The following is a 19,751-nucleotide window of genomic DNA, read 5'->3' as shown; positions in this document are numbered from 1 at the left end:
CACCACCCCGGAGGGCACCATGCGCGTTGCCGTGATCGGAGCCGGGCCCGGCGGACTGTACTTCGCCGCGCTGGCCAAACAGCTCTTCCCGCACGCGGAGATCACCCTGTGGGAACGTGACGCGCGCGAGGACACGTCCGGCTTCGGGGTGGTCTTCTCGGACGAGACGCTGGACGGTGTCGCGCAGGCCGACCCGGTGGTCTTCGCCGCGATGTCCGGTGAGTTCGCGCGCTGGAGCGACATCGACGTGCACGTGGCGGGCCGGCTGCGGACCTGCGGCGGCCACGGGTTCGCCGCGCTGGACCGCAACCGGCTGCGGCAGATCCTGCAACAGCGCTGCGAGCAGCTGGCGGTGGACGTGCGCTACCGCACTCCGGCCCCGCCGGTCGCGCAACTGGCCGCCGACCACGACCTGGTGGTGGCCGCCGACGGGGTGCGCTCCGGCACCCGGGCGGCCTACCCGGACGCCTTCGGGACCGAGCTGGACGAGCGCCACTGCCGCTACATGTGGCTGGCCACCGACCGGGTCTTCGAGGCCTTCACCTTCGTCGTGGCCGAGCACGACTTCGGCGTCCTGCAGGTGCACGCCTATCCCTACAGCGACCGGCGCTCGACCTTCATCGTGGAGATCGGTGAACAGGCCTGGCGCCGCGCGGGCTTCGAGGCCCTGGCCGCCCGCGCGCCGGGGCACGGGGAGAGTGACTGGGCGAGCGTGCGGCGGTGCGAGGAACTGCTCGCCGAGCACCTGGCGGGCCACCGGCTGATCCCGAACGCCTCCCGGTGGATCCGCTTCACCACCGTGCGCAACGCCGCCTGGCGGCACCGGAACGTGGTGCTGCTCGGGGACGCGGCGCACACCGCGCACTTCTCGATCGGCTCTGGCACCAAACTGGCCCTGGAGGACGCCCTGGCACTGGCCGCCGCGTTGCGCGAACAGCCCACGGTGGACGAGGCGTTGGCCTGCTACGAGGCCGAGCGGCGGCCGGTGGTGGAGTCCACCCAGCGGGCCGCGCAGGCCAGCCTGGAGTGGTTCGAGACCATCGGGCGCCGCTCGGGCGAGGACGTCGACCGGTTCGCCTTCGACCTGCTCACCCGCAGCCGGCGGGTCACCTACGGCAGCCTGCGGGCCCGGGACGCCGGCTTCGTGGACGCGGTGGACAGGGCGTTCGGCGGGTCGGCCGGCGTGCCACCGATGTTCCGCCCGCTGCGGCTGGGCCGGCTCACCCTGCGCAACCGGGTGGTGGTGCCGCCGATGGCCACCTTCACCGCCGTCGACGGCCTGCCCAGCGCCTTCGACCGGGCCCAGCTGGGCGCCCAGGCGCTGGGCGGCGCCGCGCTGGTGCTGGCCGGGATGACCGCGGTCAGCCCCGAGGGGCGGGCCACCCCGAGTTGTCCGGGGCTCTGGACGGACGGCCAGGAGGCGGCCTGGCGTGAGCTGGTGGCGACGGTGCGCCAGGTGAGCGACACCCCGCTGGGCATCCAACTGACCCACGCCGGACGCCGGGCGGCCACCGCCCCGCCCGGGCCGGACGGGATCGGCCGCCCGCTCACCGCGGCCGAGGGCGGCTGGCCCACCCTGGCCGCCTCGGCACTGCCCTGGGACACGGCGGGCCCCGTGCCCCGCGCGGCCACCGGCGCCGAGCTGGCCGCCGTCACCGCGGCCTTCGGCCAGGCGGCGGCACGCGCCGCCCGGGCCGGATTCGACGTGCTGGAGCTCCAGTTCGGCCACGGCCACCTCCTCTCCGGCTTCCTCTCCCCGCTCACCAACCGGCGCACCGACGACTACGGCGGTCCGCTCACCCACCGGCTGCGGCTGCCGGTCGAGGTGCTGGCGGCGGTACGCGCCGCCTGGCCGGCCGACCGACCGCTGCTGGTGCGGATCTCGGCGAGCGACTGGGCGCCGGGCGGCACCACCGAGGCCGAGGCGGTGACGATCTGCCGAACGCTGGGCGAGGCGGGTGCGGACGCGGTGGACGTCTCCACCGGCGAGGTGGTCGCCCACCAGCGCCCGCCGTACGGGCGTGGTTACCAGACGCCGCTGGCCGAGCTGATCCGGCGCGCCACCGGTCTGCCGACCATCGCGGTCGGCGCGATCTCCACCCACGACGACGTCAACTCGGTGCTGCTGGCCGGGCGGGCCGACCTGGTCGCGGTCGGCCGCGCCCAGTTGCACGACCCGCTGTGGACCCTGCACGCGGCCGCCGAGCAGGGCTACAGCGGTCCGGCCGCGCCCTGGCCGCCCGCCTGGCGGGCGGGCAGCCGCCGGCCGCCCGGCCCGGGCGCCGACCGCGTCCCGCCGCGCCTGCGACTGCTGCGCGAGGCCGCCGCGCCGGTCCACCGCCGGTGGCTGCCGGCACCGCCGCTGACCGCCCCCGCGACCCGCTGACCCGCGCCCCGCGCCGGAGGACCCGATGCCGTACCTGCCCCGCTTCACCGCCGCCGCCGTCCAGGCCGCACCGGTCTACCTGGACGCGGACGCCACCGTCGACAAGGCCGTCGCCCTGATCGAGGAGGCGGCCGGGCACGGCGCCTCGCTGGTGGTCTTCCCCGAGGTCTTCGTGCCCGGCTACCCGTACTGGAACTGGACGATGAACCCGGTCCAGGGCTCGCCCTGGTTCGAACGGCTCTACCGCAGCGCCGTCGACGTCCCCGGCCCCCAGGTGGCGACCCTCCGCGAGGCGGCCCGCCGCACGGGGGTGGTGCTGGTGATCGGGGTCAACGAGCGCGGCGCGCACAGTCTCGGGGTGCTCCACAACACCCTGCTGATCATCGGCGACGACGGCGAACTGCTTGGTGTGCACCGTAAGTTGGTCCCGACCTGGGCCGAGAAGCTGACCTGGACCGGTGGTGACGGCAGCTCACTGCGGGTGCACCGGACCGCGATCGGCCCGCTCGGCGCGCTGGCCTGCGGCGAGAACACCAACACGCTGGCCCGCTTCACCCTGCTCGCCCAGGGCGAACTGGTGCACGCGGCAAGCTACATCGCCCTTCCGGTGGCCCCCGCCGACTACGACATGGCGGAGGCGATCGCGGTGCGCACCGCCGCCCACTGCTTCGAGGGCAAGCTCTTCTCGGTGGTCGCCTGCTCCACCGTCTCGCCCGAGATGGTCGACCTGATCGCCGGCGATGACCCCGAGGTGCGCAAGCAACTGGCCCGCCCGCACAGCGCGTTGTCCGGCATCTTCGGTCCCGACGGCCGCCCGGTCGGCGAACCGCTGGTGGACGAGGAGGGCATCGTGTACGCCGAGATCGACCTCGGCCGCTGCATCCAGCCCAAGCAGATGCACGACATCATCGGCCACTACAACCGCTTCGACGTCTTCCAGCTCCAGGTCGACAACCGTCCGCGCACCCCCGTGGTGTTCTTCGAGGAGGAAGCTTGAACAACCACGACGACACCCAGGCCGGCCGGGCCCGGGTCACCGACAGCCCCGAACTCCTGTCCTACTACGACGAGTTGGCCAAGGTAGAGGCCGGTGCCCTGTGGACCGTGGCGAACGAGATCGAGCCCTGGTACCCGCAGCCCCGCTCGGTACCGGTGCTGTGGCGCTACGCGGACCTGCGCCCGCTGGTGCGCAAGGCCCTGCCGCTGGTCAACGCCGACGATGCCGGCCGGCGGGTGGTGATGCTGGTCAACCCCGGCCGCCGGGAGCTGAGCGCCGCCGTCGGCCTGCTCTACACCGGCCTGCAGATCATGGGCCCCGGGGAGGCGATGACCGCCCACCGCCACCAGGCCGCCGCCCTGCGCTTCGTGCACGAGGGCCACGGCGCGTGGACCATCGTGGACGGCCAGAAACTCGCCGTCGGCCCACGGGACTTCGCCATCACCCCCAACAACACCTGGCACGAGCACGGCAACGAGGGCACCGACGCCCCGGTCATCTGGCAGGACGGCCTGGACATCCCGCTGGTCAACGCGCTGGACGCGAACTTCTACCAGGTCCACCCCGAACTCCACCAGCGGCCCGGCACGGTGGTGAACTCCTCGCTGCTCAGCTACGGCGGCAATCTGCTCCCCTACGGGATGGAGAAGTGGACCCGCCCCTACTCGCCGCTGCTCGGCTGGCCCTGGGAACCCAGCTACCACGCGCTCGGCCGGCTGGCCGGGGCGCGCGAGGGCTCCCCGTACGACGGCGTGATCATGGAGTACACCGATCCGGTCAGCGGCGGCTCGGTGATGCCCACCATGAGCGCCCACCTCCAGTTGCTGCGCCCGGGCCAGGCCACCCTCGCCCACCGCCACACCGGCTCCGTGGTCTACACCGCCGCCAAGGGGCGCGGCGTGAGCGTCATCGCCGGGCACCGGTTCGCCTGGCAGGAAGGCGACATCTTCTGCGTCCCGTCCTGGGCCTGGCACGAGCACGAGAACCTCGACGCCTCCGAGGACGCCGTCCTCTTCTCCTTCAACGACTTCCCGGTGATGCGCTCGCTCGGCCTGCACCGGGAGGAGGCCTACCCGGACAACGGCGGCCGCCAGCCGATCCTCCCGTAAGGAGCCCCCGATGGACCTGATCACCTACTCCCCCACCGCCGCCGACGCCCCCCGCCTGGGCGCCCGGCTCGGCGACCGGGTCGCCGACCTGGGGGCGCTGGCGGCCCGGGCCGGCGTGGCGCTGCCGGGCGATCTGCTCGCCCTGATCCGGGCTGGGCAGCCGGCCCTGGAGCGTGCCCGCACCCTGCTGGGCCGAGTCGACCACCAGGCACTGCCGCCGCTCGCCGACGTGGTGCTGCGCGCCCCGCTGCGCCCCGGCAAGATCGTCGGCGTCGGCCTCAACTACGTGGAACACGTCGCCGAGTCGCACCGCACCCTGGACACCGCGCGCGAACTGCCGGACCGCCCGGTGCTGTTCAGCAAGCCCGCCACCGCCGTCACGGGCCCCGGCCAGCCGATCCTGCACAACGCCGACCTCACCGAGCAGCTCGACTGGGAGTGCGAACTGGCCGTGGTCATCGGCCGCCCCGCCGTCCGGGTCGCCGAGGCCGACGCCTGGCGGCACGTCTTCGGCTACAGCATCGTCAACGACATCAGCGCCCGTGACCAGCGCCGCTCGGGCCAGTGGTTCTTCTCCAAGGGCCAGGACTCCTACGCGCCGTTCGGCCCGGCCGTGGTCACCGCCGACGAGATCCCCGACCCGCAGAACCTCGGGCTGTCCCTGACCGTCAACGGCGAGACCAAGCAGAACTCCAACACCCGCCACATGCTCTTCTCGATCGCCCGTCTGATCGCCGACATCTCCTCGGGTGTCACGCTCGAGGCGGGCGACGTGATCGCCACCGGCTCCCCCTCGGGGGTGGGCGCCGGCCAGGCGCCCCCGCAGTTCCTGCGGCCCGGCGACCTGGTCGAGGCCACCATCGAGCGGATCGGCACCCTGACCAACCCGGTCGTGGACGCCCGCTGAGGGCCCGGCAGAAGGAGCACCGCACCGTGTCCAGCTACCGGATCGGTCAGATCGTCCCGAGCTCGAACGTCACCATGGAGACCGAGATCCCGGCCATCCTGCGCGCCCGGGAGGCCGTGGCCCCGGAGCGCTTCACCTTCCACTCCAGCCGGATGCGGATGACCAGGGTCACCCCCGAGCAACTGCGCGCGATGGACGCCGAGTCCGACCGCTGCGCCGTCGAGCTGTCGGACGCGCGGATGGACGTGCTCGGCTACGCCTGCCTGGTGGCCGTGATGAGCACCGGCCCGGGCTACCACCGCACCGCCGAGCAGCGCCTGCACACCCGGACCGTCGAGAACGGCGCGCCCGCGCCCGTCGTCACCAGCGCCGGCGCCCTGGTGGCCGGCCTGCACACGCTGGGTGCCCGGAAGGTCGTCCTGGTGGCGCCCTACCTGCGCCCGCTGACCCGCACGGTCGCCGACTACCTCACCCACGAGGGCATCGAGGTGGTGGACTTCGCCGCCCTGGAGATCGCCGACAACCTGGCGGTGGCCGCCCACGACCCGGCCCGGTTGCCCGCCATCGCCAAGGGCCTGGCGCACGCGGACGCCGACGCCGTGGTGCTCTCCGCCTGCGTCCAGCTCCCCTCGCTGAGCGCCGTCGAGGAGGCCGAGCAGCTACTCGGCAAGCCGGTGGTCTCGGCCGCCGTCTGCACCGCCCACCAGCTGCTGCGCGCCCTGGACCTGCCCGCGTACGCCCCGGGCGCGGGCCACCTGCTCTCCGGCGCCTACGCCACCCCCGCCCCGCCGGTATGATCACCGCGACCGACCGGGGACGGGGAGGAGCGTGCGGATGCCGGAGGGCACACCTCGGCCCAGCTCCCTGATCCACACCGTCTACGGCGAGTTCGTGCGCCGCCTGGGCGGCTGGATCTCGATCGCCGACCTGGTCGCCCTGATGGCCGAGCTGGACGTGGAAGGCCCCGCCGTCCGCTCGGCCATCTCGCGGCTGAAGAAGGCCGACACGCTGCGCCAGGAGCGGCGGCCCACCATCGGCTACCGGCTGAGCCCGGCGATGACACCGGTCTTCGAGGAGGGGGACCGGCGGATCTTCCACAGCCTGGAGCCGGCCGAGCTGGCCGACGGCTGGGTCGTCGCGGTCTTCTCGGTGCCCGAGTCGGAGCGCGCCCACCGCCACCAGCTGCGCTCCCGGCTGTCCTGGCTCGGCTTCGGCAACGCCGCGCCGGGCGTCTGGCTGGCCCCGGCCCGGCTGCTGCCGGACGCCCGGCGGCTGCTGGAGCGGCTGGGGCTGAGCTCCTACGTCCACCTCTTCCTCTCCGACTACGCGGGCTTCGCCGAACTGCGCGAGGCGGTCAGCTCCTGGTGGGACTTCCCGGCGATCGAGGCCCAGTACGCCGAGTTCTCCAACGCCTGGGCCCCGGTGGCCGAGAAGCTGCGGCAGCTGGACGCCGTCGAGCCGGCGCACGCCTTCCGCGCCTACGTACCGATGCTCACCCAGTGGCGCCGGCTGCCGTACCTGGACCCGGGCCTGCCCGCGCCGCTGCTGCCGGCGGAGTGGAACGCGGTGGCGGCCCGGGCCGTCTTCGCGGAGTTGCACGACCTGCTCGCCGTGCCCAGCATGCGCCACGTCGAGCGGCTGACCGGCCTGTCGCACCCGAAGGAGCCGTCATGACCCAAGCCCATCTGTTGATCCGAGCCGGCGCGGTGCGCACCCTGGACCCGGCGCAGGGGGTGCGGCGGGCGCTGGCCGTCACCGGCGAGCGGATCAGCGCCCTCTCCTCGGACGCCGACGGCCTGGACCACCTGATCGGCCCGGGCACCGAGGTGCTGGACGCCCCCGGCGCCACCGTGCTGCCCGCCTTCGACGACACCCACACCCATCTGATCCTGGCCGGGCACAGCGTCCACGACGTGCCGGTCCACCGGGCCCGGACCCTCGCCGAGTTCCTGGAGCTGATCCGCGAGCGCGCCGCCCGCACGCCCACCGGCGCGTGGATCCGCACCACGATCAACTGGCAGGAGGCCAACCTCGCCGAGCAGCGGCTGCCCACCGCCGAGGAGCTGTCGGCGGCCGCCCCCGACCACCCGGTGCTGGTCAAGCGCGGCGCCTACAACGTGGTGCTCAACTCCCCCGCGCTGCGGCTGGCCGGGATCACCGCCGAGACGCCCGACCCGCCCGGCGGGGTGATCGAGCGCGACGCGCAGGGCCGACTGACCGGCCGGCTGGTCAACGCGGCGATCGCGCTCGCCGAACGGCTGCTGCCGCCCCCGGCCCTCGCGGAGCGGATCGCGGGCCTGCACGCGGCCTCCCAGGACTACGCGGCCACCGGGATCGGCACGGTCCGCGACTGCGCGGTGCCGGTCGATGACCTGGAGGTGCTGCGCGCGGCGCGGGACGCCGGCGCGCTCGACGTCCGGGTCCGGGCGCTGGTCTCGGCGATCGGCCTGACCTCGGTACCGGAGGTCGAGCAGCTGCTCGACCGGATGGAACCCTGGCAGGCCGGCCCGACCGACGAGTGGCTGCGGGTCTGGGGCGTCAAGTTCGGCATCGACGGCGGCATCGAGGCGGGTGCGCTGGAGGAGCCGTACGCGGACCGGCCGTGCTACCACGGCACCCTGCACTGGGACCCCGACACGCTGGCCGAGGCGATCGACCGGGTGGTGGCGCGCGGCTGGCGGGTGGGCGTGCACGCCTGGGGCGACCGGGGCCTGCGCACCCTGCTGGACGTCTACACCAAGGTCCTCGGGAGCCACCCGGATCTGGAACCGGGGACGCTGGTGGTCGAACACGGCGGGCTGGCCACCGCCGAGCAGCGGGCCCGGGCGATCGCGCTCGGCGTGCCGGTCACCGTCCAGCACCCGCTGCTGCACGACGCCGCCACCGCGCAGATCCGCGCCTGGGGTGCCGACCGGGTGGGCGCGCTCTTCCCGCTGCGGGAGTGGATCGACGAGGGCGCGCTGCTCGCGGCCGGCTCCGACTTCCCGGTCGGCCCGTACGGCGCGATGACCTCGGTCTGGGGCATGACGACCCGCCAGACGGTGGCCGGCCCGCAGGGCGCGCAGCACGCGATCACCCGGGCGGAGGCGATCGCCCTGCACACCGGCAACGCGGCTCGACTGCTCGGGGAGAGCGCGCAGCGCGGCAGCCTGCGGGTGGGCGCCCTGGCCGACCTGACGCTCTGGCCGACCGACCCGCTGACCTGCCCGGAGCGGGAGCTGGCCGCGTTGCGCCCGCTCCGCACGGTACTGGGCGGACGGACCGTGTACCCGGCGAAGGCCTGAGCGGAAGTCGGTCGAGGCTGGTCGGCCCGCCGTACGGCCCGACCGGTCCGCCGTCTCCACGCCGATCCTGCGGAAGGTCGGAAGCCCCGCCAACCGGGCGGGACTTCCGACCCACTCCGGAATGGTGCCAGGACAACAGTGCGGTGTCCCCGAACACTGATGGCCCCGGAACCAGACAGGAGAGACCGTGGACAGCGAGCCCACCCCCCGAGGAACCCGCGAAACGGCATCCGCCGAGATGAGCGGTCACGGCCCTGGCGCTCAGCCGGGCGTCATCGGCATCGCGCTCGCCGCCGTGCTGACGGCCGCGCTCGCGAACGGTTCCTGGCAGTGGTTCGCCACCTACGTCGGAGTGACACTCCTCGCGGTGGTCTTCTCCTTCTACCGCCTGCCGACCTGGACGCCCGGTCTCCGGTCGGCGTACGCGCGGAACCTGACGGCGTATTCGCTCGTCGTGGGCCTGTGCGTCGCCATCACGCTGGCTCCCCTGATGCAGCGCTGGGCATGGTTGTTCCCGATGCCGGGCACCCGCAGCGGGTGTCAGAAGCTGGGCAGGTACCAGAGCATCCAGACGGAGGCCGCGCTGGCGAACCTCGCCGGTCGCGACAGCGCCGCCCTGGCCTACGCGCAGGCCAGCCACAGCCATGAGGCCGTTGCCGACTGCCTGTCAGCGACGACGACCAGGTGGCTGCCGCTGTACGGCGTCGGAGCGGCCCTGCTGGTGGCCCTGGGCGCATGGACCATCGACCGGGCCCGGGTGAGGAGGGAGTCGGCGTCGGCCGCCTCAAGCCCCCGTCGTCAGGGCTGAGCGTGGCCGCGCCCGCGCGGACGCCGGTGTGCTCCAGGGACGTGAGCCCGCTGGCGGCTACCCGGAGATCGTCCGGGCGGGTGAAGCGGTGCCCCGCCACGGGCCGCCCGTCGCCCTCCGGCGGGCGTGCGGCTCGAGGTCGGTCAGTGGTCGTCACCCCGTCCGGATGAACGGCCCCAGCTTCTCGTGTCCCTGATCGTTCCTGGGAGTTGCGCCGGGTGTTGCCCTCTGTCCCCCCTGTTCGGGAGTTCTTGTGGATCAGCACCTCAGCCAGCAGCCCGTGCCCGTCGTCGACCACGCCGGGATCTCCCGGCGCGGCCTGGTCGGCTCGGCGGTCGGCGGAGTCGCGGTGGCCGCCGCGACTGGACTCGTCGGCCGTGCGGTCGCCGCCCCCGCCGTCGGCCTCCCGTCGAGTGTGGGCGGCGGGGGTGGTGCCGATGAGGCGCAGGGCCGGGATCTGGCCCGGAAGATGCTGTTGGTCGGCGATGACGAGCAGGAGGACCTCAAGCTGTCCTACCTGCGGATCCTGATCGACGAGAAGCTGCCGCCGCGCGCACCGCGCAAGAAGGTGCTGGTCGTGGGCGCGGGCGTGGCCGGTCTCACGGCCGCTCACCTGCTCAGGCAGGCCGGGCACGAGGTGGTGGTGATCGAGGCGAACGGCAGCCGGGTGGGCGGTCGGGTCAAGACCTTCCGTGGAATCTTCGCCGACCCGGGCCTGCACGCCGAGGCGGGCGCGATGCGGTTGCCCGACTTCCACCCGTTGGTGCTGGCGCTGGCCGACAAGCTCGGCCTGGGTCGCCGGCTGTTCTACAACGCCGACGTGGCGCCGCGCGCCGGGACCACCGGCGCGGTGCCGCCGGTGGTCTACCGCTCGTTCACCGGCGAGACCTGGAGCAACGGCGAGGACAGCGGCTCCTTCCGCGCGCCGACCGCCAGTCTGCGCACCAGGATCGCCGTCAACGGCGTCCAGACCACCCGCGCCGCCTACGCCAAGTCCCCGCGTCCGGTCAACGCCACCTTCGGCACCACCCTCGACACCACCACCACGGACGCCGTCGCCAAGGCCTTCGCGGACGTCACCGTCCCGAACGGCCCGATCACCGACCAGCTCGCCGCCTGGTCCAAGATCTTCCAGCGCTACGACGGCTACTCCACGCACCGCTACCTGGTCGAGGAGGCCGGCTGGGACCTCGCCAGGATCCAGGCCGTCGGCACCCTGGAGAACATGACCTCCCGGCTGCACTACTCCCTGGTCCCCACCCTGATCGACCAAGCCGTGATCAGCCCCACCAACCGCTACTGGGAACTGGACGGCGGCACCGACGTCCTGACCGAGGCGCTGGCGAGCAAGCTCCGCAACGAGCTGCGCCTGGGCCGCCGGATGACCCGCCTGGTGCAGACGGACACCGGGGTGCGGATCGAGACCACCGCCGAGAGCGGCAGCGAGGAGTCCTGCGACGGCGCCCCGACCGAACCGCTGGAGACCTTCGAGGGCGACTACGCGATCATCACCATCCCGTTCAGCGCCCTGCGGTTCTGCTCGGTCGAACCGCTGATGTCCTACCAGAAGCGCCGGGCCGTCAACGAGCTGCACTACGACTCGGCGACCAAGGTCCTCCTGGAGTTCAAGAGCCGCTTCTGGGAGAACGGGCCGAACGGCTTCACCGGCGGCGGCTGCGTCTCCGACAGCGCCAGCCGCTTCACCTACTTCCCCTCCCACTCCCCGACCGACTCACCCGGCGGTGTCGTGCTGGCCTCCTACACCTGGTCCGACGACGCCATGCGCTGGGACTCGCTCACCCCCGGCGAGCGCTACGCGTTCGCCCTGAACGACATGGAGAAGCTCTTCGGGCCCAAGGTCCGGACCGAGTTCACCGGCGCGGGCGCCACCCAGTCCTGGGCCCGCGCCCGCTACGCGCTCGGCGAGGCCGTCATCTTCACCCCCGGCCAGCTGCACGAGCTGCACCCCGCCACCCGTACGGTGGAAGGCCGGGTCCACTTCGCCGGCGAGCACACCAGCCTCAAGCCCGCCTGGATCGAAGGGGCCCTGGAGTCCGCGGTCCGCGCCTTCCTCGAGGTGCACCCCCGCTGACCAGGTCAGGCCGCTGACACCACCGCGTTCGACGCCGGCCCTGATCACCACACGATCGGGCCGGCTACTGGCGCGGGTGCCGGGGCCGGCGGCCCGGCCGATCCCGCCAGGCACCACGGTTGACCCGGCACCTCCTCCAGGTGGCCGTTGTTGTTGAGCACGAACACCACGGGGCGCAGCCCGTACCGGCCGAACTGGCTGATCTCCTGGGCGGTCAGCTGATGGGATCCCTCACCGGTGATCAGCACCACTCGTCGGTCGCCGCCGGCGGCGACGGCCGTGCCGACGTGCCGATCACGCCACCGCCGTGCGAATGAACCGCGCGACGCCGTCACCGACGTTGACGTACGCGTACGTCTGGGCGCTGCTGTAGATCGCGTAGCCGCCCGCCTCGACGGTGACCGGCCCCTCCGCCAACTCGATCAGCACCCGCCCCTCGGTCACCGCGATCATCTCGTGCCAGCCCTCGGGATCGGGCTCGGCGGAGTACCGGTCGCCGGGACCGAGAGACCAGCGCCACAGCTGGGCCTCGCTGCGAGCGGGCACGCTGCCCAGCAGGACGGCCTCGCTGGCGGGCTGGCCGCCGCGCCAGGCCACCGCATCGATGCGGCGGCTCTGCGCGCCGGGGTCGCTGACGACCTCGACGAAGGTCACCCCGAGCGCCTCGGCCAGCCGGTCGAGGCTGGAGAGGCTGATGTTCGTGTCGCCGCCCTCAAGCTTGATGATCATGCGACGGCTGATCCCCGACGCCTGCGCGAGCGCGGCCTGGCTCATCCCCGCCTGGTGGCGCAGGCGGCGCAGGTTCTCGCCGACGAACGCCAGGACGTCGGATCGCCCCTGGCGAGTGTGCACTATAGTGCCCCTATCATGTGCACTATGCTGCACTCCCCACTGTTCGCCGAAGCCCTCTCCTGGGCCTCGGCCGTCACGACCTGGCCCTGGTCGCCATCACCATGTTCTGGGGCACGACCTTCCTCATCGTGCACACCGCCATGCGCCACAGCGGACCTCTCTTCTTCGTCGGCTCCCGGTTCGCCACCGCCGGGCTGCTCACCCTACTCGTGTTCCGGAAGGCCCTGCGGGGCCTGACCCGGGCGGACCTGGTGGCCGGAGCATCGGTCGGCACGACGATCTTCTTCGGCTACGCACTCCAGACGTACGGCCTGCAGACCGTCAGCAGCAGCACCTCCGCCTTCATCACGGCGCTGTACGTCCCCCTGGTCCCGCTCTTCCAGTGGCTGCTCCTGCGCCGGCCGCCGAAGCCTGCCGGCCTGCTCGGGATCGCCTGCGCCCTCATCGGGCTGATACTCCTCGCCGGCCCCGGGGCCGTGAGTCCGGCACTGGGCGCCGGCGAACTGGCGACGCTGGGCTCGGCCGTGGCCGGTGCGGCCGAGATCGTCCTGATCAGCCGGTTCGCCGGGCGGGTCGACCTGCGCCGCATCACCGTCGTCCAACTGCTCACGGCGAGCGTGCTGTCCTTCCTCGCCATGCCCGCGGCCGGCGAGTCGGTCCCCGCCTTCTCCTGGGTCTGGCTCGCCGCGGCCGTGGGATTGGGCGCCGCGAGTGCCGTGATCCAGCTGACGATGAACTGGGCGCAGCAGTCCGTGCCTCCCATGCGGGCAACAGTGATCTACTCCGCCGAACCGGTCTGGGGTGGCCTCGTCGGCCGCCTGGCCGGCGACCGTCTGCCGGGGCCGGCGGTCCTGGGTGCGGCGCTGATCATCCTGGGCGTCTTCGTCAGCGAGGCGCCGCTGCCGCGGCTGAGGCGGCGGCGGTCGACGCCGGAGCGAGGGTCGGTACGGTCCGCGCGGCCGGCCGCGTCGGATCCGACACCGCGCCCTGCCCGGCCGGCAGAGGATCGACAGCCCGCCGACCGCCAGCCGGACCGTACGAGTTCGCCAGTCGTCTGAGCGGTCCGCCTCCGCCGACGTCCGGATCCGTCAGTCCCGGCGCTTTCCGGAGCACACCGCTCCGGCCCGTCTCCTCCATCGGAGCCGCGCGAGAACCGCCCGAACCGTCCGTGCCCCCGCCCATTGCGCAACCCGGCGCCCGGGGAGGACGCTGGCCGGGTCAGCCCGTCGGCCGGTGGGTCCGCCCGCAGGGGAGCGGTCGGACCTCGCCACCACCCACGCCCGTCGGCGCGCAGCCGAGTTGTCGGGGGTTCGGGGGCGCCGGTACCTGGGGGAGTATCCGGGACGCCTATCTGGAGGACGTCATCAAACGCATCGTCAAGCGCCTGGCCGTGGTCGGCGCCACCGTCTGTTCGCTCGCAACCCTCGCCGTGCCGCTCGCCAGTGCCGCCCCGCAGACGTCGGGCTCCGGCTACCTCGCCGCCACCGGCCTGGACGGCTGCAGTGGCGGCATGGAGACGTACTGGAACAACGGCGTGTACAACGTCCGGGTCACCGTCTCGGCCGCACCGAACACCGGCTCGCTGAACTACCTCTGCACCGGCCAGCTCTACCGCAACCAGGGCGGCTGGGGCCCGCTGGGGCCGGCGCTCACCGTCACCAACGGGGGAAGCACGTCAGGGGACTTGTACGGCGACAACGGCACCCTCGCCTACGTGTGCATCACCGAGCTGGACACCAACATCACCGTTCACAAGCCCACCTGGAACCACACCAGCTGCACCGCCCAGTGGTGACCGGGCGCCTGGCCCGTTGACCGATCGCCCCTCCGGCCGCCGGAGGGGCGAAGCCATGAACGCGGCAACTCTTCACCGCTCGGCGACCGACGGGACCACCCGGATCGCGGCTGTCGGCGCACGAGTTCACGAATTCGCACGCCTGGCACGGTATTTCGGCGTGCGCCGAGCGGTGGGCCGCACCGGCACCCAGCACCGAGCCGGACGCGCCCTCGGCCGACGACGGCTCGATCACGGTCGCCTCCACCCCGCTCACGGTCGGCCCCATGGACACCGACGCGGTGCCGCACGGCTGCGGCGCGATGTGCCACTGATCACCCGCCAGGTGCACCGGTGATCGCACCGCGGTCCGGCCACCGAGCCGGCGGCCCGGCGGTCCGCACCGGGTCGGCGCGGGTGGCGGGCACGCGACCACCCCACCTTCGGGTTCATGAGGGGTGACCCCTAGGCTTGGCGCGGTCATGGCTGGTGTGCCCGGCCGCGGCTTCCACTTACCGGAGGGGACAGTTGATGGGAGATCAGGGGGTCGGGCGGCGACGGTTCCTCGGCTACGTGCTGGCGGCACCGACGTTGCTGGTGGCCGCGCAGTTCGAGGAGGCGGTGCTCGCGCCCGCGCCGGCCGCGGCGGCGGTGCCGTCACTGCCCGAGCCGGCCGAGGTGTACGACCTGACCGACCTGCTCACCGACGCGGCGCTGCCGACCTCGGGCCTGATCAGCATCCAGTTGAACGCCGACGGGACGGCGAGCTTCGCGCTGCCGCGCGCCGAGGTCGGCCAGGGCATCACCACCTCCACCGCGATGCTGATCGCCGAGGAGTTGGACCTCCCCCTCGCGCAGGTGCGGATCACGCTCGCGGACGCCCGCCCGGAGCTGCTGTTCAACCAGTTCACCGGGGCGTCGAACACGACCGTCGCCACCTACACCCCGGTCCGGGTCGCGGCGGCCATCGCCCGCCAGCGGCTGCTGGCGGCCGCCGCCGCCCGCTTCGGCGTGCCCGTCTCGACGCTGACGACGGCCGCGGGTGTGGTCAACGGCCCCGATGGGCAGAGCGCGAGCTACGGCTCACTTGCGGCACGGGCGGCGAGCGACACGACGGTGCAGGTCTCCGTGGCGCTGAAACAGCAGGCCGAGTTCAAGGTCATCGGCACCGCGCAGCAGCGGATCGACGCTCTGGACATCGTGACCGGCCGCAAGCAGTTCACCATGGACCTGGCGGTGCCGAACGCGCTGCCGACCATGGTCTGCCGGCCTCCGACGATCAACGGCACCCCGCTCTCCGTGCGGAACCTGGCGGCCGTGCAGGCGATGCCGGGGGTCACCGACGTCGTCACCATCGCAACCGGCGTGGCGGTGCGCGCGAGGACCTTCGGGCAGTGCATCGACGCGATCCGCGCGTTGCAGGTGACCTGGGGCCCGGGCAGCGAGGACGGATCCTCCGACGACACGGTGCTGCGGGAGCTGCGGGCCGCCGAACTCCCGTTCGCGGTACCGCCGGTGAACCTGCTGGCACACACGATCGAGAACACCTTCACCTTCGCCTTCGCCAGCAACACCGCGCTGGAGCCCAACTGCGCCATCGCCGACGTCCGCGCGGACCGGGCCGAGATCTGGGCGGCCATGAAGGCACCGATCGTGGCGCAGGGCGCGATCGCGGCCAAGCTGGCGCTGCCGCCGAGCGCCGTCACGGTGCACGTCACCGAGGGCGGCGGGTCGTTCGGTCGCAAGCTGTTCTCCGACGCGGCGTTGGAGGCCGCCGGGATCTCCCGGGCGATGGGCAAGCCGGTGAAGCTGATGTGGCACCGGACGGACGAGTTCCGGCAGGGCCGTACCCATCCGATGTGCACCTCCCGGGTGCGCGCCAGCTACGCGTTGGGCGAGGTGCTCAGCTTCGAGCAGCGGCACACCTCGGTGGCCACCGACTTCAGCCACGGCCTCGGCGAGGTGCTCACCGCGATGGTGGCCAAACTGCCGGTGGGCGGCCTCGGATTCTCCGAGACCATCTTCGAGCTGACCCAGCAGACCCCCTACGACTTCGGCCTCACCACGCAGTTGCTGAGCGAGGTGGACAAGGGCTTCAACACCGGTAGCATGCGCGGGATCTACTCGCCCAACGTGCGCTGCGCACAGGAGTTGATGGTCGATCAGCTGGCGGTCGCGCTGGGGCAGGATCCCTACCGGTTCCGCCGGCAGTTCCTCAAGGACCAGCGGGCGGTGGCGGTTCTCGACAAGGTGGCCCAACTCGGCGACTGGGGGCGCCCGATGCCGGCCGGGACCGCACAGGGCATCGCGCTCCACCCCGAGTACCACAGCATCGCCGCGGTCCTGGTCGAGATCGACTGCACCGCGCAGACCGTCGGGCGGCAGATCCCCGACGCCTACACCGGACCACGGGTCACCAAGGCCGTCTGCGCGGTCGACGCCGGCCTCGCGGTCAACCCGCTCGGACTGGAGGCCCAGATGATGGGCGGGATCTCGGACGGCATCGCGCTCGCCCTCACCTCCGGCCTGCACCTCAGCAACGGGGTCTTCCAGGAGGGAAGTTGGGACAACTACTTCTACACCCGACAGTGGAACACGCCACCCGACCTGCAGATCGTGGTGATGCCGCCGACCACCGGCACCCCGGGCGGCGCCGGGGAGCTCGCCGTCGGCGCGGCGATGGCCGCGGTGGCCTGCGCCTACGCCCGGGCCACGGGAACCGTGCCGACCAGCTTCCCGATCAACCACGCCGCCCCGCTCGCCTTCGATCCGCTGCCGACCACACCGCCCGTTCCGCAGTCGCCGGTTGACGGCCTGACCCGCGCCTACTAGGAGCCGCACCATGCCCCAACACACCTTCATCCTCAACGGCGCGCCGGTCTCGGTGGACGTCGAGGACGACGTCCGGCTGCTGTGGGTGCTGCGCGACGTCCTCGGCGTCACCGGTCCCAAGTACGGCTGCGGGCTGGGCGTCTGCCAGGCCTGCACCAGCCACATCAACGGCAAGGCCTTCAACCCGTGCTCGGTGCCGGTCAGCGCGCTGCGGCCGACGGACGAGATCACCACCATCGAGGGCCTGCCGGCCACCGTCGGCAAGGACCTGCACCCCATGCAGGAGGCCTGGCTGGAGTACGACGTCGCGCAGTGCGGTTACTGCCAGCCCGGGCAGATCATGGCCGCCGTGGCGAAGGTCGAGCAGGCTCGCGCCGCCGGACACGAGATCGGCGACGCCGACTTCGACGAGATCCGCAACATCTGCCGCTGCGGCACCTACTTCCGGATCCGCGAGGCGATCACCGCGGGGGCGAAGAACTTCTGACCGGAACTCCCGCGCGGGCGGGGGAACACCTTTGCGGCAGGCATCCGTTGTTCCTGTGGATGGTGAACCGCCGCCCAGCAGAGTCGGGCACGGCCGTGGACGGCCCGTGGCCCGGCGCCATCAGGAGGAGCGACCCGTGATCGTAGTCACCGGAGCGACCGGCCACATCGGACGCCGGCTCGTCGACCAGCTGCTCGCCGAGGGTGCGTCCGTACGCGCCCTCACCCGCGACCCCGAGCGCGCCGGGCTGCCGGCCGCCGCCGAGGTGGTGCGTGCCGACCTGACCGACCCGGCGTCCGTGGAACCGGCCCTGGAGGGTGCCGAATCGCTCTACCTCAACCTCGCGGCGGGTGGCGGCGAGGCGGCGATCCAGCTCGTGGACGCCGCCGTCAAGGCGGGCGTGCGCCGGATCGTCCTCAACTCCTCGCTGTCGGTGACCGACACCCCGGCCGACGACGAGGGCTTCATCTCCCGCATGCACGCCTCCGTCGAGCGGGCGATCCGTGCCTCCGGGTTGGAGTGGACCTTCGTGCGCGGCGGGATGTACGCCACCAACTCGCTCCAGTGGGTCCCGCTCGTCAAGGCCGAGGGCGTGGTCCGCGGCCCGTTCCCGGAGGCGGTCGCCGCCCCCGTCCACGAGGCCGATCTGGCGGCCGTCACCGCCCGCGCCCTGCTGGACCGCAGCGGCGCCCTGCTCGGATGCGCCCCCTACGTCACGGGCCCGGAGCCCGTGACCCAGGCCGGCCAGGCCGCCGCGATCGGGCGGGCGATCGGGCGCGAGGTCCGGTTCGAGACGATCCCCGTGGAGCGGGCCGCCGAGGCGATGGCGGCCGGCACGGGCATCCCCGAGGGGGCCGCCCGCCAGCTCCTCGAGTACTTCGGCGCCTCGGTCGGGACCACGCCCCGGATGACCGACGAGGTCGAGCGGATCACCGGGCGCCCGGCCCGCACCTTCGACGAGTGGGCCCGCGACCACGCGGACGACTTCCGCTGACGCGCGCCCCGTTGCCCGCGGCTGCCTGCCCGCGGGTGGTCAGCCGTTGACGCCGAGCTGGCTCATCAGGGTCTGGTTGTCCTCGATGTGCCAGCCGGGCGGTGATCTTGTCGCCGGTGACCAGCGGGTCAGATTGCCGGGGTTGTCATGGTGACTGAACTCCTTCGAGTGGGAGGGACCGAACTGCCGGCTGTTTCGTGGGCAGCGGCTCTGGTTCGACCCTCTCCCGGGGAGCGGTAATGAGTCCAAGACTTGTTTTCTCCTGCTGCGATAAAATCCGTTCATGGCAACGCTGCGACAGCTCGAATACCTGGTCACCGTCGTCGACACCGGCTCGTTCACGCAGGCGGCGGAGCTGCTGCACCTGACGCAGCCGGCGCTGTCGCACCAGATCCGGGCGTTGGAGAGCTCGCTGGGCGGTCCACTGCTGGAGCGTCTGCCGCGCGCGGTCAGGCCCACCCCGATGGGCCGCGCGGTGCTGCCGCACGCCCGCGCCGCGCTGGCCGAGGCCGAGCGGCTGCGCGGGGCGGCACGGCGTGCGGCCGGGCTGGAGGGCGGCGAGCTGGAGGTCGCCACCGTCTACTCGGTCAGTCTGGGCATCCTCCCGCCCGTCCTGCGGGCCTGGCGCCGGCGGCACCCGGGGGTGCGGATCCGCCTGCGCGAGTATCCGCACGCCGATCAGCTCCGGGCCGCGATGGCCGCCGGGGAGGCCGACCTGGCGGTGGGGCCCTCACCGGCCGGGTGGGAGGGGCCGGTGAGGGATCTGGGCATCGAGGAGTTCGTCATCGTGCTGCCGAGTGACGACCCGTTGGCGGACGCGCCGGCCGGGCCGCTGGCGCTCCGCGCGCTGGCCGACCGCGCGTGGGTGCGGTACGCGCCCGGGAACGGGCTCGCCGACCTGCTGGACCGGGTCTGCCGGGAGGCGGGGTTCCAGCCGCTGACCGCCGTCCATGCCGAGCAGACCTCGGCCGCGCCGCTGCTCGCCGCCGCCGGCCTCGGACCGGCCCTCGTGCCGGCGAACATCATCCCGGCGGACTTCGACGGTCTGCTCCGGCTACCGGAGCCGGCGGTCCGGCGGACTCTCACGGCCTACACGCGAACCCGGCCCGATCCGCTCACCACCACGTTCGCGGATCTGCTCGCCGGCCAGGCCTGCGTGGTGCCCGCGCACATCAGGGCACTCACCGGCGCGCCGGGGCGGCCGTCACCGGGAGCGTAGGGCGCGCGGG

General features: G+C 73.0%; 17 protein-coding genes. 15 read left to right on the top strand and 2 right to left on the bottom strand.

The window, feature by feature from the left end:
- Window positions 1-19: 19 nt before the first annotated feature.
- The 9 genes from ACIGXM_RS27450 (at window position 20) to ACIGXM_RS27410 (ending at window position 11,583) form a co-directional block, all read left to right on the top strand.
- On the top strand, window positions 20-2,386 hold the full coding sequence (locus ACIGXM_RS27450; RefSeq protein ID WP_396565382.1) for an FAD-dependent monooxygenase: 2,367 nt from the start codon (window positions 20-22) through the stop codon (window positions 2,384-2,386).
- A gap of 25 nt (window positions 2,387-2,411) precedes the next feature.
- Window positions 2,412-3,383, top strand: coding sequence for a carbon-nitrogen hydrolase family protein (locus tag ACIGXM_RS27445; RefSeq protein ID WP_396565380.1), 972 nt, complete (start codon window positions 2,412-2,414; stop codon window positions 3,381-3,383).
- Window positions 3,380-4,492: a cupin domain-containing protein gene (locus tag ACIGXM_RS27440; protein WP_396565378.1), complete on the top strand. Its 1,113-nt coding sequence runs from the start codon at window positions 3,380-3,382 to the stop codon at window positions 4,490-4,492. Before ACIGXM_RS27445 ends, ACIGXM_RS27440 begins: the two co-directional genes overlap by 4 nt.
- 10 nt (window positions 4,493-4,502) lie before the next feature.
- Window positions 4,503-5,399 carry a fumarylacetoacetate hydrolase family protein gene (locus ACIGXM_RS27435; protein ID WP_396565376.1) on the top strand — a complete coding sequence of 299 codons (897 nt, stop codon included), beginning with the start codon at window positions 4,503-4,505 and terminating at the stop codon, window positions 5,397-5,399.
- A gap of 26 nt (window positions 5,400-5,425) precedes the next feature.
- Complete coding sequence (locus tag ACIGXM_RS27430) at window positions 5,426-6,196, top strand: Asp/Glu racemase (RefSeq protein ID WP_396565374.1); 771 nt, start codon at window positions 5,426-5,428, stop codon at window positions 6,194-6,196.
- Between the two features lie 37 nt (window positions 6,197-6,233).
- Window positions 6,234-7,073 carry a PaaX family transcriptional regulator C-terminal domain-containing protein gene (locus tag ACIGXM_RS27425; RefSeq protein ID WP_396565372.1) on the top strand — a complete coding sequence of 280 codons (840 nt, stop codon included), beginning with the start codon at window positions 6,234-6,236 and terminating at the stop codon, window positions 7,071-7,073.
- Window positions 7,070-8,683: an amidohydrolase gene (locus ACIGXM_RS27420; protein ID WP_396565370.1), complete on the top strand. Its 1,614-nt coding sequence runs from the start codon at window positions 7,070-7,072 to the stop codon at window positions 8,681-8,683. The genes ACIGXM_RS27425 and ACIGXM_RS27420 overlap by 4 nt, the downstream gene beginning before the upstream one ends.
- Before the next feature lie 187 nt (window positions 8,684-8,870).
- Window positions 8,871-9,491 (top strand): hypothetical protein, encoded by a 621-nt coding sequence (locus tag ACIGXM_RS27415; RefSeq protein WP_396565368.1) that lies wholly within the window; start codon window positions 8,871-8,873, stop codon window positions 9,489-9,491.
- 253 nt (window positions 9,492-9,744) lie between these two features.
- A complete protein-coding gene (locus tag ACIGXM_RS27410; RefSeq protein ID WP_396565366.1) occupies window positions 9,745-11,583 on the top strand; it encodes a flavin monoamine oxidase family protein in 1,839 nt (612 codons plus the stop codon).
- A gap of 44 nt (window positions 11,584-11,627) precedes the next feature.
- On the opposite strand, the gene ACIGXM_RS27405 is transcribed toward ACIGXM_RS27410, so the two are convergent.
- The gene (locus tag ACIGXM_RS27405) at window positions 11,628-11,918 is read right to left on the bottom strand and encodes a thiamine pyrophosphate-dependent enzyme (RefSeq protein ID WP_396565364.1); all 291 of its coding nucleotides are present in this window, start codon (window positions 11,916-11,918) and stop codon (window positions 11,628-11,630) included.
- Window positions 11,878-12,435, bottom strand: a complete 558-nt coding sequence (locus ACIGXM_RS27400; RefSeq protein ID WP_396565362.1) for a helix-turn-helix domain-containing protein — start codon at window positions 12,433-12,435, stop codon at window positions 11,878-11,880. The genes ACIGXM_RS27405 and ACIGXM_RS27400 overlap by 41 nt, the downstream gene beginning before the upstream one ends.
- A 17-nt stretch (window positions 12,436-12,452) precedes the next feature.
- Here ACIGXM_RS27400 and ACIGXM_RS27395 point away from each other — a divergent pair, with 17 nt between their 5' ends.
- From ACIGXM_RS27395 to ACIGXM_RS27370, 6 genes are all read left to right on the top strand, one after another.
- Window positions 12,453-13,493, top strand: a complete 1,041-nt coding sequence (locus ACIGXM_RS27395; protein ID WP_396565360.1) for a DMT family transporter — start codon at window positions 12,453-12,455, stop codon at window positions 13,491-13,493.
- A gap of 332 nt (window positions 13,494-13,825) precedes the next feature.
- Window positions 13,826-14,230 carry a hypothetical protein gene (locus ACIGXM_RS27390; RefSeq protein WP_396565358.1) on the top strand — a complete coding sequence of 135 codons (405 nt, stop codon included), beginning with the start codon at window positions 13,826-13,828 and terminating at the stop codon, window positions 14,228-14,230.
- Between the two features lie 510 nt (window positions 14,231-14,740).
- The gene (locus ACIGXM_RS27385; protein ID WP_396565357.1) at window positions 14,741-17,041 is read left to right on the top strand and encodes a molybdopterin cofactor-binding domain-containing protein; all 2,301 of its coding nucleotides are present in this window, start codon (window positions 14,741-14,743) and stop codon (window positions 17,039-17,041) included.
- A gap of 10 nt (window positions 17,042-17,051) precedes the next feature.
- Window positions 17,052-17,528, top strand: coding sequence for a (2Fe-2S)-binding protein (locus ACIGXM_RS27380; protein WP_396565355.1), 477 nt, complete (start codon window positions 17,052-17,054; stop codon window positions 17,526-17,528).
- A 136-nt stretch (window positions 17,529-17,664) separates the two neighbouring features.
- A complete protein-coding gene (locus ACIGXM_RS27375; RefSeq protein ID WP_396565354.1) occupies window positions 17,665-18,522 on the top strand; it encodes an NAD(P)H-binding protein in 858 nt (285 codons plus the stop codon).
- A 283-nt stretch (window positions 18,523-18,805) separates the two neighbouring features.
- Window positions 18,806-19,741 carry a LysR substrate-binding domain-containing protein gene (locus tag ACIGXM_RS27370; RefSeq protein ID WP_396565352.1) on the top strand — a complete coding sequence of 312 codons (936 nt, stop codon included), beginning with the start codon at window positions 18,806-18,808 and terminating at the stop codon, window positions 19,739-19,741.
- The last annotated feature ends 10 nt before the right edge of the window (window positions 19,742-19,751 follow it).

Source organism: Kitasatospora sp. NPDC052896 (genome assembly GCF_044547075.1).
GTDB lineage: Bacteria > Actinomycetota > Actinomycetes > Streptomycetales > Streptomycetaceae > Kitasatospora.
Note: the sequence above shows the minus strand (reverse complement) of the source record. Positions and strands in the feature narration are given on the sequence as shown.

Coding starts and splice junctions, on each gene's coding strand:
- ACIGXM_RS27445 (WP_396565380.1), top strand. CDS start 2,412: ATGCCGTACCTGCCCCGCTTCACCGCCGCCGCCGTCCAGGCCGCACCG.
- ACIGXM_RS27435 (WP_396565376.1), top strand. CDS start 4,503: ATGGACCTGATCACCTACTCCCCCACCGCCGCCGACGCCCCCCGCCTG.
- ACIGXM_RS27425 (WP_396565372.1), top strand. CDS start 6,234: ATGCCGGAGGGCACACCTCGGCCCAGCTCCCTGATCCACACCGTCTAC.
- ACIGXM_RS27420 (WP_396565370.1), top strand. CDS start 7,070: ATGACCCAAGCCCATCTGTTGATCCGAGCCGGCGCGGTGCGCACCCTG.
- ACIGXM_RS27370 (WP_396565352.1), top strand. CDS start 18,806: ATGGCAACGCTGCGACAGCTCGAATACCTGGTCACCGTCGTCGACACC.
- ACIGXM_RS27450 (WP_396565382.1), top strand. CDS start 20: ATGCGCGTTGCCGTGATCGGAGCCGGGCCCGGCGGACTGTACTTCGCC.
- ACIGXM_RS27385 (WP_396565357.1), top strand. CDS start 14,741: ATGGGAGATCAGGGGGTCGGGCGGCGACGGTTCCTCGGCTACGTGCTG.
- ACIGXM_RS27380 (WP_396565355.1), top strand. CDS start 17,052: ATGCCCCAACACACCTTCATCCTCAACGGCGCGCCGGTCTCGGTGGAC.